Source organism: Pseudomonas sp. GD04091 (genome assembly GCF_029836165.1).
Classification (GTDB): domain Bacteria; phylum Pseudomonadota; class Gammaproteobacteria; order Pseudomonadales; family Pseudomonadaceae; genus Aquipseudomonas.
The window spans coordinates 233,763-249,567 of record NZ_JAOEBG010000002.1; the positions used below are offsets into that span (position 1 = coordinate 233,763).

At 66.3% G+C, this 15,805-nt stretch carries 10 protein-coding genes and 1 pseudogene; 6 read left to right on the forward strand and 5 right to left on the reverse strand.

Going from position 1 to position 15,805, the window contains the following annotated elements; genetic code table 11:
* Nucleotides 1-122 precede the first annotated feature (122 nt).
* On the forward strand, nt 123-623 hold the full coding sequence (locus N7422_RS04070; protein WP_279805375.1) for an isochorismatase family protein: 501 nt from the start codon (nt 123-125) through the stop codon (nt 621-623).
* Nucleotides 624-669: 46 nt separating this feature from the next.
* Here the strand turns inward: N7422_RS04070 and N7422_RS04075 are convergent, their stop codons facing one another.
* On the reverse strand, nt 670-2,868 hold the full coding sequence (locus N7422_RS04075; protein WP_279805377.1) for an OsmC domain/YcaO domain-containing protein: 2,199 nt from the start codon (nt 2,866-2,868) through the stop codon (nt 670-672).
* 117 nt (nt 2,869-2,985) lie between these two features.
* The gene (locus N7422_RS04080) at nt 2,986-3,198 is read right to left on the reverse strand and encodes a DUF1289 domain-containing protein (protein ID WP_279805379.1); all 213 of its coding nucleotides are present in this window, start codon (nt 3,196-3,198) and stop codon (nt 2,986-2,988) included.
* A 201-nt stretch (nt 3,199-3,399) separates the two neighbouring features.
* Between N7422_RS04080 and N7422_RS04085 the strand changes: the two genes are divergently transcribed.
* Entirely contained in the window at nt 3,400-3,888 is a 489-nt protein-coding gene (locus tag N7422_RS04085; RefSeq protein ID WP_279805380.1) for a sigma-70 family RNA polymerase sigma factor, read from the forward strand.
* Nucleotides 3,885-4,823: a FecR domain-containing protein gene (locus N7422_RS04090; RefSeq protein WP_279805382.1), complete on the forward strand. Its 939-nt coding sequence runs from the start codon at nt 3,885-3,887 to the stop codon at nt 4,821-4,823. Before N7422_RS04085 ends, N7422_RS04090 begins: the two co-directional genes overlap by 4 nt.
* Nucleotides 4,824-4,859: 36 nt before the next feature.
* Here the strand turns inward: N7422_RS04090 and N7422_RS04095 are convergent, their stop codons facing one another.
* From N7422_RS04095 to N7422_RS04110, 3 genes and pseudogenes are all read right to left on the reverse strand, one after another.
* Nucleotides 4,860-7,673 carry a M16 family metallopeptidase gene (locus N7422_RS04095; RefSeq protein WP_279805384.1) on the reverse strand — a complete coding sequence of 938 codons (2,814 nt, stop codon included), beginning with the start codon at nt 7,671-7,673 and terminating at the stop codon, nt 4,860-4,862.
* A pseudogene (locus N7422_RS04105) lies at nt 7,663-9,357 on the reverse strand (ABC transporter ATP-binding protein/permease). Before N7422_RS04105 ends, N7422_RS04095 begins: the two are co-directional and overlap by 11 nt.
* Before the next feature lie 16 nt (nt 9,358-9,373).
* Complete coding sequence (locus N7422_RS04110) at nt 9,374-12,154, reverse strand: TonB-dependent receptor plug domain-containing protein (protein WP_279805386.1); 2,781 nt, start codon at nt 12,152-12,154, stop codon at nt 9,374-9,376.
* Between the two features lie 294 nt (nt 12,155-12,448).
* On the opposite strand from N7422_RS04110, the gene N7422_RS04115 reads away from it, so the two are divergent.
* From N7422_RS04115 to N7422_RS04125, 3 genes are all read left to right on the forward strand, one after another.
* A complete protein-coding gene (locus N7422_RS04115; RefSeq protein ID WP_279805387.1) occupies nt 12,449-13,675 on the forward strand; it encodes an MFS transporter in 1,227 nt (408 codons plus the stop codon).
* Between the two features lie 176 nt (nt 13,676-13,851).
* Nucleotides 13,852-14,775 carry a LysR substrate-binding domain-containing protein gene (locus N7422_RS04120; protein WP_279805389.1) on the forward strand — a complete coding sequence of 308 codons (924 nt, stop codon included), beginning with the start codon at nt 13,852-13,854 and terminating at the stop codon, nt 14,773-14,775.
* Between the two features lie 155 nt (nt 14,776-14,930).
* The gene (locus N7422_RS04125) at nt 14,931-15,794 is read left to right on the forward strand and encodes a sensor domain-containing diguanylate cyclase (RefSeq protein ID WP_279805390.1); all 864 of its coding nucleotides are present in this window, start codon (nt 14,931-14,933) and stop codon (nt 15,792-15,794) included.
* Nucleotides 15,795-15,805 lie beyond the last annotated feature (11 nt).

Genomic DNA, 15,805 nt, shown 5'->3' on the forward strand with positions numbered 1-15,805 from the left:
GCTCCCACGTTACATATGCACCTCCCGTGAACCTTGGTTGATACCGGTGCATGCCCCTTGCCGCAAAACTCCTGCGCACGACGGTATACTCGCCAGCCCTCGAACCGCCCTGGGAAACCGTCATGCAGCAAGTCCTGCTCATCGTCGATGTGCAATCCACCTTCAGCCCCTCCGAGAAACTGGTGGATGGCATCCGTGTGCTGTCCGCGCATATCCCCACCATCGCCTCGATCGAACTGCACGACGAGCAGGTCACCCCGTTCCAGCGCCAGCTCGGCTGGCATCCGGCCCATGAAGACGTGGCCCTGGTCGAGGCCGACAAGGTGTTCGTCAAGCATGGCTACGGCCAGACCGCCGAGACCCTCGACTACATCAAGGGCCTGGGCGTCGAACGCGTGCTGGTCTGCGGGCTGCAGACCGAAACCTGCGTGCTGGCCGCCGGCTTCGCCCTGTTCGACGCAGGCCTCACACCGACCCTGGTCACCGACCTGACCATGGGCTCTTCGCTGGACCGCTCCGGGCAGCTGGGCATCAACCTGTGGAAACACCATTTCGGCCATGTCACCACCGCCGCCGAGGTACTGGCCGGGCTGCGAGATTCGCCCCACCCCGCCCATCGGTAATGCCCTTTGGGAGAGGGCCGACCAGCGCGTCAGCGGCGCCTGGCGATCAGCTGTTCAACCCAGCTGCCCGCGCCCGTGCCGCGTGCAGCTTCTTGTAGCTCTCCACCAGACGCAGGTGGCGGTCCAGCCCTTCGAGCTGCAGGTTGGTCGGCGTCAGGCCATGGAAGCGCACGCTGCCGTCCACCGAGCCCAGCACCGCGTCCATCCGCTCATTGCCGAACATGCGCCGGAAGTTGTGCTCGTAGTCGGCCATCTCCAGCTCATCATCCAGCACCACCTCCAGCACCACGTTCAGCGCCTGGTAGAACAACCCGCGCTCGACCGTGTTGTCATTGAACTGCAGGAACATCTCGACCAGCTCCTTGGCGTCCTCGAAGCGCTGCAGCACCAGGTGGATCAGCAGCTTCAGCTCGAGGATGGTCAGCTGGCCCCACACCGTGTTGTCGTCGAACTCGACGCCGATCAGCGTGGTGATGGTGGTGTAGTCATCCACCTCGGCATTGTCCAGGCGCTTGAGCAGCAGCTTCAGCGAGCGGTTGTCGAGCTTGTGCAGGTTGAGGATGTCGGCCCGGAAACCCAGCGCGCGGTTGGTGTTGTCCCAGATCAGGTCCTCGACCGGGTAGATCTCCGAATAGCCCGGCACCAGGATGCGGCAAGCGGTGGCGCCGAGGTCGTCGTACACCGCCATGTACACCTCCTTGCCCAGCTCCTCGAGGATGCCGAACAGGGTCTGCGCCTCCTGCTGGTTGGAGTCTTCGCCGTGGCCGGAGAAATCCCACTCGACGAACTCGAAGTCGGCCTTGGCGCCGAAGAAGCGCCACGACACCACGCCGCTGGAATCGATGAAGTGCTCGACGAAGTTGTTCGGCTCGGTCAGCGCGAGGCTGTCGAAGGTCGGCTGCGGCAGGTCGTTCAGCCCCTCGAAGCTGCGGCCCTGGAGCAGTTCGGTGAGGCTGCGCTCCAGCGCCACCTCGAAGCTCGGGTGGGCGCCGAACGAGGCGAACACGCCGCCGGTGCGCGGGTTCATCAGGGTCACGCACATCACCGGGAACTCACCGCCCAGCGACGCGTCCTTGACCAGCACCGGGAAGCCCTGCTCTTCCAGCCCCTGGATGCCGGCGACGATGCCCGGATACTTGGCCAGCACCGCCTGCGGCACGTCCGGCAGGCACAGCTCGCCTTCGAGGATCTCGCGCTTGACCGCCCGCTCGAAGATCTCCGACAGGCACTGCACCTGCGCCTCGGCCAGGGTGTTGCCGGCGCTCATGCCGTTGCTCAGGTACAGGTTCTCGATCAGGTTGGACGGGAAGTACACCGTCTCGCCGTCCGACTGGCGCACGAACGGCAGCGAGCAGATGCCGCGCTCCTTGTTGCCCGAGCTGGTGTCGTAAAGGTGCGAGCCGCGCAGCTCGCCATCCGGATTGAAGATCTCCAGGCAGTATTGGTCGAGGATCTCGGCCGGCAGCGCGTCCTTGGGTCCGGGTTTGAACCACTGCTCGTTCGGGTAGTGCACGAACGGCGCGTTGGCGATGTCCTCGCCCCAGAACTGATCGTTGTAGAAGAAGTTGCAGTTCAGCCGCTCGATGAACTCACCCAGCGCCGAAGCCAGCGCGGCTTCCTTGGTGGCGCCCTTGCCGTTGGTGAAGCACATCGGCGACTGCGCGTCGCGCACGTGCAGCGACCAGACGTTGGGCACGATGTTGCGCCACGAGGCGATCTCGATCTTCATGCCCAGGCCTGCGAGGATCGCCGACATGTTGGCGATGGTCTGCTCCAGCGGCAGGTCCTTGCCGGGGATGTAGGTGGTGCTGTCGGACACCGGCATCAGCAGCGCCTGGGCATCGGCGTCGAGGTTGTCGACCTCTTCGATGACGAACTCGGGGCCGGTCTGCACCACCTTCTTCACCGTGCAGCGGTCGATGGAGCGCAGGATGCCCTGGCGGTCCTTCTCGCTGATGTCCTCGGGCAGCTCGACCTGGATCTTGAAGATCTGGTTGTAGCGGTTCTCGGGGTCGACGATGTTGTTCTGCGACAGGCGGATGTTTTCCGTGGGGATGTCGCGGGTCTGGCAGTACAGCTTGACGAAGTACGCCGCGCACAGCGCCGAGGAGGCCAGGAAATAGTCGAACGGCCCCGGGGCCGAGCCATCGCCCTTGTAGCGGATCGGCTGGTCGGCGATCACCGTGAAGTCGTCGAACTTGGCTTCAAGACGAAGGTTGTCGAGAAAATTGACCTTGATTTCCATGCGCAGGGGTACCAGAAAACGGGCGGGAACGGAGAAATGGCGGGCATTATCCGGGATTTTTGCCGGGAAGTGTTGCTTCGGGGCTGCCGCCCGGCAGGAGCGGCCCCACACCGGCCTTCAGCGTAATTCGGGCCGAGGCTCCTGGCCCCTGGCGTTCTTCTTGGCGATGGCTTTCATCCGCGTCGCCGCCCGCTGCACGGTGGCCATCTTCTGCGGACGCTTCATGCCGCGCCATTTGCGGATTTCCTCGCGGGTACGGCCGCAACTGACACACAGCTCGCTGTTGAGCTGGCAGAGCGAGACGCAGGGGTTGTCGATGTCTTTGGCCATGGGTTGGCGGGTCCGCGAGTTGGAGTGACGTGGTGTGGATTATACGGTGCTCGACGGGCTGTCGCTCGACACCGCCCCCCATGCAATCAAGAACCTCATGCCTGAACAAGGCTACCGGTCCAGAGACAGCACGAAGGTTGATGGCACAATGACTCACAAATGATTATCATTAGCTTTTGATTTCATCAAGTCGACCCTTCCATGAACTCCAACGATGTCGTCGCCGATCTCTACCAGGCGCACAACAGCTGGCTGAAAGGCTGGCTGCAACGGCGCCTGGGCTGCTCCAGCGAAGTCGCCGACCTGGCCCAGGACACCTTCGTCAAGGTGCTGGGCCGCAACCTCGACGGCCTGCGCGAGCCGCGCGCCTTCCTGCGCACCATCGCCCACGGCCTGCTGGTGGACAAGGTGCGGCGCAAGGCGCTGGAGCGCGCCTACCTGGCCACCCTGCAGACGCTGCCCGAGGCGCTGGCACCCTCGCCCGAGCTGACCTGCTCGCTGCTCGAAAGCCTGTATGCCCTCGACCGCCTGCTCGGCAGCCTGCCACCGAAGGTGCGCCAGGCCTTCCTGCTGTGCCAGCTGGACGGCCTGAAGTACGCCGAGGCCGCCGAGCAGCTCGGCGTGACCGTGAGCTCGGTGAAGAAGTACATGCGCACCGCCCTGCTGCACTGCCTGGAACTGCAGGCATGAGCTGCACGCAGCAAAGCCTCGACGCGGCCCTGGATTGGTACATCGAGCTGCGCGAAGCCCATGCCGAAGACCCCCGACGCCAGCGCTGGCAGGCCTGGCTCGACGCCTGCGACGCCAACCGGCAAGCCTGGCTACGGGTGCAGACGCTGCAGCAACGGTTGTCGGGCGACGACGGCAAGCTGCTGCTCTCGGCCTGGCGAGCGACGCCGCACACCACTTCACGGCGCGCCTTCGTCGGCAAGCTCTGCCTGCTGCTCGGCGGTGCCGGCGGCCTCGCCTATACCGGCCAACAGCTGGCCTGGCCCACACTCGGCGCCGACCTGCGCACGGCCACCGGCGAGCAACGGCGGATGGCGCTGGACAACCAGCTGGTACTCGACATCAACACCGACACCGCCCTGGATATCCAGGCGCGGCACCACGGCACACAGCTCGCCCTGCTGCGCGGCGAGATCATGGTCGATTCGCGTCAGGCACTGCCGCTGCAGACCCAGGTGCGCAGCGGCCAGACGCTGATCCAGGCCGGCCAAGCCCGCTTTGCCGTGCGCGCCCTGGACGACCAGCCGACACGCATCTCGGTGTACCAGGGCCAGATCGGCGTGGTGCTGGCCGATGGCGAGCACAGCGTCACGGCAGGCCAGCAACTGCTGCTGAGCGCCGGCCATTTCGAGCGTATCCCCTTGCCGCTGGCCTCCGACGCCTGGACCCGGGGCCTGCTGATCAGCCAGAGCATGCCCCTGGGCGAGTTCGTCCAGGAGCTGGACCGCTACCGCCCCGGTTTCCTGCACTGCGCGTCCGAGATCGCCCAGTTGCGCATTTCCGGCTCCTTCGACCTGCATCGACCCGACGAGGTCCTGGCCACCCTGGGCCAGGTGCTGCCGGTGCGGGTGCGCTACCGTAGCCGCTACTGGGCGACGCTGGTGCCTGCGGCGTGAGCTCAACTGCTCACCCCACTGGGAGCACACTGCCCCCTACCCCTGTGGTCCCGCGAAGCGCGGCGCCAGGACGAACTGCTTGGGATTGCGCCCCAACCACCGCGCCGCCAGGCGATTGACCGTCTGCAGGTCGAGCGCACGCAGGCGTTCGGGCTCGTTGGCCAGGCCGGCAAAATCGTCATCGACCATCGCCACCTGCATCAACGCCTCGCTCCAGTACAGCGCGCTGCGCCGCTGCTGGCGCTGGTCGTTGAGCAGCGCCAGGCGCGCCTGCTGCAGTTCGCTGGCGCTGATGCCGGCATCGGCGATCCGCTGGATGACGTCACGGGCCTGGCTGGCCAGCGCCTCGGCGCGCTCGGGGGCGGCGGTGAAGTTGAGCCGCGCCAGGTAGTAGGACGACGGCAGGCGCGTGAGCAACTGGGAGAAGCCGATGGCATAGACCCCCGAGGCCTGCTCGCGGATCGTCTGGCGCAAGCGCAGGCTGGCGACCTGATCCAGCAACTGCAGGGCCAGCACATCTTCGCCACGCCACTCGGCCGGGCTGCTGTAGAGCACGCTGACCATGCTCTTCGGGCTGCTGGACCAGGGGTAGGCCTCATTCATGGCCCGATGCAGCGGGCGCACGCCACGGTCCTGCCAGTGCGGGCGCACGTCGTCCGCACGGGGCAGGCTGGCGAGCCAGGTGCGGCTGAGCGCGCGCAGCTGCGCCACATCCGCCGGCCCGGAAATCACCAGGGTCATGCCCGGGCGCACGGCGAACAGCTCGGCATGGACACGGGCCAGTTGGGCCACCTCGAAGTGCCGCCACGGCCCTTGCGCCTCGCTGACCATGCGCTGGCCATTGGCATAGGCACTGCGGTTGATCGCATCCATGTAACGCCGCTCGGCAGGTTGGTGCTGCAGGCCCTCGGCCATGCGCTGGCGCATCTGCTCCAGCGGCGCTGGGTCGAACCGGGCGGCCGTCAGCTTGAGGTTGAGCAACTTGAACAGCGTCTCCAGCTGGTCCGCCGGCGCCGTGCCGCGCAGGCCATGGAACAGGCTGTCGCTGAACGGCTGCAGGCGCACGCCCTGGCTGTCGGTCAAGCGCGTCAGCTGACGCGGCGAATAGGCGCCATAGCCGCTGCGCTCGGCAAGCTGGACGGCCCAGTGCTGCTGCCCGGCCTGATCGTCGTCCTCCAGCGAGCTGCCCCCGGCCTGGCGTAGCTCCAGGCGCACATTGTCCTGCAGGCTGGGGTCGGCCTTGACGATGACGCGGATGCCGTTGCCCAGGCGCCACTGCACCGCACCCACTTCGCTCAGCGCGGCCATGTCGCTCAGACTACCGGGCGCAGGGGCTGCCAGGGCCAGTTCCTGGGCCGCGGCCGTCAAGGCGAAGGCTCCCGGCTGGCTGGTCTGGGCTCGCTGCCACGCGGCCTTGAAACGAGCATCGTCAAAACGCCCGGCATCGCTGTCCGGGCCGATCAAGGCCAGGCGCGGCGAGGCCTGCTGCAGCAACTCGGTGACCGCCGCACGCACATGATCGACACCGATCCGCGGCAACCAGTCCTCGGTCAGGGCCAGTTGCTGGCGCTTGTCGAACATCGGCATGTGGAACTCCAGTGCGTCGGCCAGGCCATCGGCCAGCACCGGGTGCTCGTAGCGTTCCTGCCCGGCCGCCTGGCCCTGCAGCTTCTCCAGCAACCGGCGCTTGGCCGACGCCAGTTCACTGGCCGTCACCGGCTCGATGGCCAGGCGGCGCAGTTCGGTGAACAGCCGCTCGGCGGCGCCCGGCAGGTCGTCATCGCCCAGGCGCAGCATGAACAGGTACTGGGCACGCCGGGCATCGAGCAGGGTCGAGCGCTCGGCCGTGCCGGCGCTGGCGAAACCGCCCTGCTCGACCAGCAGGTCGAGGCGTTCGTCGAGCACGCCGAGCCACAAGGCATCGATCAGGTCACGCCACTGGCCGTTCTGGGTGTCGAGCGGCGCCGGCAGGTCGCGCTGCAAGGCGAACTGCAACAGGCGCTGGCCTTGCTCGGCGTCGAACACCTGAGTCACGCGCAGCGTCGTGTCGCCATGGAAACGCGGCGGCGTCGGATGGCCGGTCTGGCCGCGCGGCTGGGCGGAAAATGCCTGGCGGATCGCCTCGCGCACCTTGTCCTCGTCGAAGCTGCCGACCAGCACCAGGGTCATGCGCTGTGGCTGGTAGCCGTCGCGGTAATAGGCCACGGCCTGCTCCAGCGGCGCGTGGCGGATGATCGCCAGGTCGCCGATGGGGTCGCGGTGCTGATAGTCGCTGTCGGCGTAGCGTAGCGCTTCGAGCTGCTGGTTGATGCGTTGGCCGACACCCTGGCGCAGGCGCCATTCCTCGACGATCACTTCGCGCTCGGCCTCGAAGGCGGCCGGCTCGAAGCTGACCTGCCCGGCCCAGTCGGCCATCACGCGCAGCGCCAGGTCAGTCTGGTCATCGGGCAACGACAGCTTGTACAGGGTGCTGTTGAAGCGGGTCGCGGCGTTGATGTCCGGCCCCAGGCTGATGCCCTCGCGCGCCAGCGCCTGCAAACCGGACTGGCCGGGGAAGTGGCGCGTGCCCTTGAACGCCATGTGCTCGACGAAATGCGCCAGGCCGCGCTGTTGCGCCGTCTCCTGCATCGAGCCGCTGGCCACCAGCAGGCGCAGCTCGACGCCCGGTTGCGGGCGTGGCAACAGCAGCACCCGCAGGCCGTTGTCCAGCCGGTAGTCGCGCAGCCCCGGGCGTACCGGCAACTCGCCGGTGGCGCTGGGCGTCTCGGCGCCGCCGCGGGTGTTCAGCGGCGTGGCTGCGCAGGCCACGAGGTTCAGCACGCAGGCCAGCAACAAGGTTCTAGTGAGCATCGACGAGGGGTTCCTTGACGGCGGATCGAAGAAGGTCCAGCTCGATCACATGATCGGCCAGAGCAGCTAGATGAGGCTGGTGGCTGACCAGCAGGATGGCGCTGTCGGGCAAGCGCTTGCGCAGCAGCGCCAGCAATTCGCTGGCCGTCTGCGGATCGAGGGCCGAGGTGATCTCGTCCAGCAGCAACAACCGTGGGCGGTTGAGCAGCAGGCGGGCGAACAGCAGCCGTTGCTGCTCGCCGCCCGACAACCGCTGGCGCCAGTCGGCGCGCAGCCCCAGGCGATCGCCCCATTCGCCCAGCCCGACGTCGTCCAGCGCCTGACGCGACTAGGCTTCGCTGAACGCCGCAGCTGGCCTGGGATAGGCCAACAGCTCGGCCAGCGGCTCGTCACTCAGGTAACCCTGCTGGGGTATCCAGAGTGCCTCGCCGCAGCGGGCCAGGGTGCCGTGGTAATGCGGCCAGAAGCCGGCGAGCGTGCGCAGCAAGGTCGACTTGCCCACTCCGGAACGCCCGTGCAGCAGGGTCAGGCTGCCGGATGGCAGGTAAAGGCCCAGCGGCCCCAGCAACAGCTTGCCGTCGGCATGCCGCACGCTCAGGCGAGCCTCCAGCACGGCGCTGGACGCGGGGCTGGCCTGCGGCACCGCGCGATCGGTATCGAGCAGCCGAACGAAGCCATGCAGGCGCTCCACGCAGGCCGACCAGAGCGCGATATCACGATAGGCATGGATGAACCAGCTCAGTGAACCGGAGACCTGGCCGAAGGCCGACTGGATACGCATCAGCCCGCCCAGTTGCAGCTGCCCCGCGAGGAAAGCCGGCAAGGCGAAGAAGAACGGCGCGATGATCGTCACCTGCTTGTAGCCGACCGTGAACAACGCCAGGTTGCGCTCGGCGCGCATCAGCTGGTACCAGTTGCCCGCCACCTCGGCGAAGCGCCGGCCCAGGGCCTTGCGTTCACTGCTCTCGCCCTGCTGCCCGGCGATCGCCTCGGCATGCCGTCGACGCAGGATCAGCGCCCCTCGGTAATCGGCCTCGCGCTGTTGCTGCTGGTAGTTCAGGCGCTGCAGTGAGCCACCGATCCACTGGGTCAGGCCGATGCCCAGCACCGTGTAGATCACGCACGCCCAGACCATGTAGCCCGGCAGCCGGTACTCGTTGCCCCCCAGGCTGAAGGCGAAGCTGCCCGACAGGGTCCAGAGGATGGCGACGAAGGACACCAGGGTCACCAGCGCGCGGACGAACGACAGCAGCAGTTGCACGGTCAGCTCGATCATCTGGCGGATGTCGTCGGCGATGCGCTGGTCCGGGTTGTCCGGCTCATGCCCTTGCAACTGCAGGCGGTAGTGGCGGCCATCAGCCAGCCAACGCCCGACCACATGCTCGGTGAGCCAGGCGCGCCAGCGGATCAGCAGCTGCTTGCGCAGGTAGTCGGCGTACACCACCGACAGGATCATCGCCACCGCCAGGCCGGCGAACTGGTACAGCAGGCGGTACAGCGCGGGACCATCGACGGCCTGCAGAGCGTTGTAGAAGGCGCCGTTCCATTCGTTCAGGCGCACGTTAAGCCACACCCCGAACAGGGTCAGGCCAAGCACCGTGGCCAGTAGCGCCCAGGCCGGCCAGGCCTGGCGCGAACGCCAGAACGGCCGGGTGATAGCCCAGAATTGTCGTAGTCGGTTCATCGGTATCGGCCGCCGCTCAGAAATCGTAGGCCAGCCCCAGCCACAGCTGGCGCCCCGGCTGGTAGACCTTGTAGGTGCCGCCACGCCAGTTCAGGGTGTCGCTCTGGTTGCGGGTGTTGAACAGGTTGCTGACCTCGGCGGTGAAGCCCAGCCCGCCGGCGAAGGCCGGCTTCCATTGCAGGCTGGTGTCCCAGCGCCACAGCGAGCCGATGCGTGCCGAACTGTACTTGCGCACCCGCAGGCCGCTGTCGGGCAGCGTGTAGTAGCCGTCGGCATCGGTGTCGTGCTTGTAGACCTGATCGCGGCTGCTCTCGAACGTCACCCGGTTGAACAGCGACAACCCCTGGGCCTGCCAGGTCGCCTGCCAGTCCAGGTTGAGCTTCCAGGGGGCATTGAAGTCGGTGGCGGGCAGGTCCCTGGCACTGATCACCTTGCCGTTGTACCAGGCCTTGTCCGGGTCGAGTTTCATGCTCAGGTCGGTGTCGGTGTAACCCAGCTCCAGGGCGGTGTCACTGCGGGTGCGCTGCCAGGCCAGCGAGGCGCCGAAAAGGTGTTCGGCGCCCTGCCAGCGCAACGGTTCGAGCATGCTCACGCTCAGGTAGACGTTGTCGCTGTCGATCCTGCTGTCGTTGGTGAACTGCTTGATGCTGCGTTTGCCGCTGTCGCGGCTGTCCGGGTACTTGGGCCGGCTGCGCACCTCGTCGCGGTGCTTGCGGTTGACGTACTGCAACGACCACAGGCTGTTGCCCCAGCGCTGGCTGAGGCCGACCATCAGCTCGTCGCTGTAGGGGGTCTTGAGGTCGTCCAGGCCTTCGTAGTCGGGCGTGGCGTCCCAGCTGCCGTCACCGTTGTCGATCAGTTCCAGGCAGCTGGGGTCGTAGTAGCAATGCTTGAGGCCGCCGTTCTGCGCGCCATACAGGGCATAGGTAAGCATCGAGCTGCCGTAGTAGCGGTTGGCCCCGGCCTTGAGCACGGTGTCGCCATTGCCTTGCACGTCCCAGGAAACCGCCAGGCGCGGCGCCAGGTTGTTGCGCCCGACGAAGTCGTCGCGGTCCAGACGCACGCCGGGGCGCACGGTCACCCGGCCCCACTCCACGGCATCCTCGGCGAACAGGTGATAGCTGGTGTAGCGGGTCGAGGCGGAGCCGGCGAAGAACGCATCGACCTGCTGCAGGTTGTAGAAGTCCTGCATGCCAGTGAAGGTCGCCGAGTAGTGGGTCTGGTCGCGCTTGAACTCGGCATCGACCTGGTTGATCCCCGCCCCCACCGTCAGCTGGTGGCCCAGCACGCCGGTGCGCAACTGGTCGAAGGCGAACTGGCCGGACAGCTCGACGGTGTCCTGGTAGCTCTGCAGGCTGCCGGGGCCGCCGTACTGGAAGTTCTTCGGATTTCGCCAGTCGCTGAAGTCACGGACCATGATGCGAAAATCGGTGTCGCCATCACGTTCGTCGGTCACATGCCGGTAGCTGGCCGAAAGATCCAGGCGCCCCAGATCGGTCAGTTGCTCGAGCTTGAGGATGCTGCCCAGGCCATCGTGACGGCTGCGGTAGCCGGAGTCGGCGATGGTGTTCTGGAACATCTGTTCTTCGTAGCCCGAGTACAGCACCGTCCAGTGCAGCGTGGTCTCGGGCGTGGCATACAGGCTGAACTTGGCCGAGAGGTTGTCGGACTGGCGGCGTTGCTGGCGGTTGCGTGCCGGGCTGTCGGTGGCGACCAGCTCGTCGCCCTCGATGATGAAGCCCTGCCCGCCCAGGTCGCGCATGGGGATCTTCGAGTCGCGCCGCGAAGCGCTGACCACCACGCCGAGGTTCTCCGCCAGCTGGGTTTCGGCCCAGGCGCCGTAGTCGCTCTTCTGGTACTTGGGCTGGAAGCGCGCCGGGCGATCGACGCTGTTGTTGGCGCTGTCGAAGTCCAGGCGGCTGTCGCTGAAGGTGCGGTTCCAATCGGCATCGCTGTGCCGGTAGTACACGCGCCCGCCCTGCCCGCCTCGCCAGCTGCGCGAGGTGGCCTCGACCACGCCGCCGGTGAAGCCGCTGTAACGGGCGGAGATGTTCGAATCGTGCACTTCGAGGCTGTCGATCAGGCGACTGTCGAGATAGAAGCCTTGTTCGCTGGAGGTGCCCGAGGCCAGGGTCACGCCGTTGCCGGGGTCGACCGGGTCGAGGTCGTTGTTCATGCGCATGCCGTCGAGGCTGAACAGCCCCTGGTAAGGCCGCGAACCATGGATGGAAATCGAATCGGGCTTGATCTCGCCCTGGTTCAGGCCGCTCTGGCTGCTGTTGGAGAACTGCACCACCGGGTGGCTGCGCAACAGGTCGGTGAGGTTGCTGTTGGCCTGGGGGCGCTTCTGGATCTGTTCGGCGGTGAGCGCGAACGGGTTGGAGAAGCGTTGCTCGTCTTCGTTGTGCAGGCTGTTGACGTTGGTCGGCTGCAGACGCACGGAACGATCGTCGCCGGCCTGGTCGCGGCGGACCAGGTAGCCGTTGCCGGTGTTGACGGCGCTCAGGCCACTGCCGGCCAGCAATGCCTCCAGCGCCGCGGCGACGCTGAAGTGTCCCTCCAGGCGTGACGCCTGATAGCCCTCCACCAGCCGTGAGTCATAAGCCAGGCGTGCACCGCTGTGTTCGGCGAAGCGTGTCAGGCTCTGACCGAGGGGCCCCGCGGGGATGGAAAAGTAGCGGCGCTCGCCGGATTGCTCGCGGGAGGCCGGTGCTTCATCGGCCAGTGCGCAGGGAGCGGCCGCCAACAGCATTGAAGCGCAGAGCAGTACCGGGAAAGTCGAGGTATCGGAAGGCATCGATCGTGATCCGTGCTAGGCAGTGTCGACCCCAGGGAACTGGGAATCATTATCGACTTGTTATGCCGAACGGGATCGTGAAAGGGACAACGGCAGTTGCAAGAAACTGGCAATGCTACGCGGCTGCCTGCGTCAGCGGGGTGTCGCGCCCTGCATTGGCAACGCGCGTCGCGCACTCATGAAAGGCCGCGTTTATTGTGGAATTCAAGTACACAATCGAAAGAATAATTACCCGAGATAGGAATTTTTCGCTTTCCTAGACTAGCGCGATCTACCCTGCCTGGATCGTATGCCATGACACACGCCCCCGCTTGCGCTTCGGCCTCGACACGCCACAGCGTCTTCGCCATCACGCTGCTGGCCATTGCCGCCTTCGTCATCGTCACCACCGAGTTCCTGATCATCGGCCTGCTGCCCGCCCTGGCCCGCGACCTGGATATGTCGATCTCCGCAGCCGGCCAGCTGGTGACCTTGTTCGCCTTCACCGTGATGCTGTTCGGCCCACCCCTGACCGCCGCCCTCGCCCATATCGAGCGCAAGCGCCTGTTCATGGTCATCATGCTGATCTTCGCCGCCTCCAACGCCCTGGCGGCCGTGGCGCCGAACATCTGGGTGCTGAGCCTGGCGCGCTTCATCCCGGCGCTGCTGCTGCCGGTGTTCTGGGGTACCGCCAGCGAGACGGCCAGCCAGCTGGTCGGCCCCGAGTGGGCTGGTCGCGCCGTGGCCCAGGTCTATCTCGGCATCGCCGCGGCCACCCTGTTCGGCATCCCGCTGGGCACCGTGTTCGCCAACCTGATCGGCTGGCGCGGCGCGTTCTGGGGCCTGACCGCGCTGTCGCTGCTGATGCTGGTACTGCTGGCGCTGTACATGCCGCCCCTCGCGCGCCCGGAGCGCAGCAGCATCGGCCAGCAGATGCGCATCCTGCGCGATGGCCGTTTCATCGGCAACATCGTGCTCTCGGTGGTGGTCTTCACCGCCATGTTCACCGCCTATACCTACCTGGCCGACATGCTCGAACGCCTGGCCGGCATCGCCCCGGTGGCAGTCGGCTGGTGGCTGATGGGCTTCGGCGCCATCGGCCTGGTCGGCAACTGGCTCGGCGGGCACTTCGTCGACCGCAACCCGTTGGGCGCCACCGTGGTGTTCGTGCTGATCCTGGCCGCGGGCATGTCCCTGAGCATCCCGCTGGCCGGTTCGTATGTCGGCCTGGCGGTGGCGCTGACCGTCTGGGGCATTGCCTACACCGCGCTGTATCCGGTGTGCCAGGTCCGCGTGATGAAGGCCGCCAGCCATGCCCAGGCCCTGGCCGGCACCCTGAATGTCTCGGCCGCCAATGCCGGTATCGGCCTGGGTGCCATCATCGGCGGCTACAGCATCGAGCAGGCGGGCCTGGCCAGCATCGGCTACATCGCGGCCGCGATCGCGCTGGCCGCGGCGGTGATCTGCCTGTTGCTGATCCCGTTCAAGGAGCGCCGTGCCATCGTGGCCGGTTTGCAGCGCGTCGGGACGCGAAATCGATGAACGCGTCGGGTGCATTTCGCCTGACGGCAAAGGCGCAACTTCGGTTTCGACCCGCCGTGCTTGCTGCTACCCTGGCCGCCACCGCGCTGTCTGCCCCCGTGCAGGCAGCCACCCCACGCACTCAATGCATGAAGCGTGTGCGCCCACCTCGGACGCTAAAGGTAGAAGGATTTTCAATGAGGCTTACCGAGCACCTCAAAGGCATCGAGGTTTTCGTCACCACGGCGGATGCCGGCAGCTTCACCGCCGCCGCCATGCAACTCAATCTTTCGACCTCGGCCGTGAGCAAGGGCGTCGCCCGCCTCGAAGCACGCCTGGGGACTCGATTGTTCGAGCGCACCACCCGAAGCCTTGCCCTGACCGACAGCGGCGAGGCCTTCTACCGTACCTGCACACGCATTCTGGCCGAGCTGGAAGAAGCCGAAACGGTACTGACCGCACAGCGGCAGGAGCCTGCCGGGCGCCTGCGCATCGATGTGCCGGTGACCTTCGGCAAGCAACATGTCCTGCCGTTGCTGCTGAACTTCACCGAGCATAATCCACGCCTGCGTCTGCATGCCTCGTTCACCGACCGCTTCGTCGATCTCATCGAAGAAGGGATCGACCTGGCGGTGCGTATCGGCAGCGTCGAGCAACTGCCGAACCTGCTGGCGCACCAGCAGCTTGGCCAGGAACGCCTGATCTTCTGCGCAGCGCCCCAGTACCTGGGCCAGCACCTGGAGATCCAGCACAGCCATGAGCTCGATCAGCTCGACTGCATCCTGTATGGCCGTGCCGATGGCAGTGTCAGCCCCTGGATGTTCAGCGGCCCCAATGGCCAGATCGAACGGCGTACCATGAACGGCAGAATCACCGTCGGCAGCGGTGAAGCCCAGGTGCAGGCGGTCAAGGGCGGCTACGGTATTTCGCAACTGGCGACCTGGATGATTCGCGACGAACTGCAGCGCGGCGAACTGGTGCAAATCATGCCGCACCTGACAACGCCGGGGCTGGCGGTGCACCTCATCTGGCCGCGTAGTCGGCAATTGCTGCCTAAAGTCGACCTTATGCTGCGTTTGCTTTCCCAGCATTTGACGCCGCTGTTCCTCGACCACAACTAAGGCAAAGGGCCCCGCGCGTCGATTTGATCCTGCCCCGTAGTGCCCGCATACATCCACGTGTATGCTGGCCAAGCTCTGCGATCGCCCTGCGGATTCGCTGCCGCCCTTCGCGATCAGGCCACGATCGAGCACTTGCGTACCGGACGCCCTGCCCCATGACCGTCGACCTGAACGCGCTCTACCCCAAGCTTATCCACCTGATGCTGGACACGGTGTTCGTGGTCGACCGAGACAACACCATCGTGTTCGTCAGCAACGCCTGCGAGGCCTTGCTCGGCTACCGCGCCGAGGAGCTGACCGGCACGCCGATCACTCGCTATCTGCATCCCGACGACCTGGAGACCACCCGGGCCTCGATCATCCGGGTCATGAACGGTCAGGCGCATTTCGACTTTCGCAACCGTTACGTCCGCAAGGACGGCGGCGTCGTGCACATTCTCTGGGCGGCGTTCTGGTCCGACGAAGTCGGTGCCCGGATCGGCGTGGCGCGCAACATCACGGCGCTGGCCGAGGCCGAAGAGGAACTACGCTTTCTCGCCCACCACGACCCACTGACCCGCCTGTGCAACCGCTCGCTGTTCAACGACCGCCTGCGCGCAGCCCTGGATATGGCGCGGCGCGAGGAGCAGGTGCTGGGGTTGCTGTTCCTGGATATCAACGATTTCAAGGGCATCAACGACGTGCATGGCCATGCGGCGGGCGACCGCGTGCTGTGCGCCGTCGCCCAGCGCCTGCAGGGCTGCGTGCGGGCGACCGACACGGTGGCCCGCATGGGCGGTGACGAGTTCACCGTGCTGCTGCCGGATCTCCCGTCGGCCGGTGCCGTGGCCGAGAAGGTGGCGCAGATACTCGCCGTCATGGCCGAACCGTTGGGCGAGGAATTCGGCGCGATTGGCATGCCGTCGTGCAGCATCGGCGTGGCCTGCTACCCCATGGACGGTACCGACGCCGACACCCTGCTCAGCCTGGCGGATGACGACATGTACCGGTGCAAGAGGCATCGCCCCAAGGCCGGTTGAGGACGCGGGAA

Coding starts and splice junctions, on each gene's coding strand:
- N7422_RS04095 (WP_279805384.1), bottom strand. CDS start 7,673: ATGCTCACTAGAACCTTGTTGCTGGCCTGCGTGCTGAACCTCGTGGCC.
- N7422_RS04080 (WP_279805379.1), bottom strand. CDS start 3,198: ATGGCCAAAGACATCGACAACCCCTGCGTCTCGCTCTGCCAGCTCAAC.
- N7422_RS04115 (WP_279805387.1), top strand. CDS start 12,449: ATGACACACGCCCCCGCTTGCGCTTCGGCCTCGACACGCCACAGCGTC.
- N7422_RS04110 (WP_279805386.1), bottom strand. CDS start 12,154: ATGCCTTCCGATACCTCGACTTTCCCGGTACTGCTCTGCGCTTCAATG.
- N7422_RS04125 (WP_279805390.1), top strand. CDS start 14,931: ATGACCGTCGACCTGAACGCGCTCTACCCCAAGCTTATCCACCTGATG.
- N7422_RS04090 (WP_279805382.1), top strand. CDS start 3,885: ATGAGCTGCACGCAGCAAAGCCTCGACGCGGCCCTGGATTGGTACATC.
- N7422_RS04120 (WP_279805389.1), top strand. CDS start 13,852: ATGAGGCTTACCGAGCACCTCAAAGGCATCGAGGTTTTCGTCACCACG.
- N7422_RS04070 (WP_279805375.1), top strand. CDS start 123: ATGCAGCAAGTCCTGCTCATCGTCGATGTGCAATCCACCTTCAGCCCC.
- N7422_RS04075 (WP_279805377.1), bottom strand. CDS start 2,868: ATGGAAATCAAGGTCAATTTTCTCGACAACCTTCGTCTTGAAGCCAAG.
- N7422_RS04085 (WP_279805380.1), top strand. CDS start 3,400: ATGAACTCCAACGATGTCGTCGCCGATCTCTACCAGGCGCACAACAGC.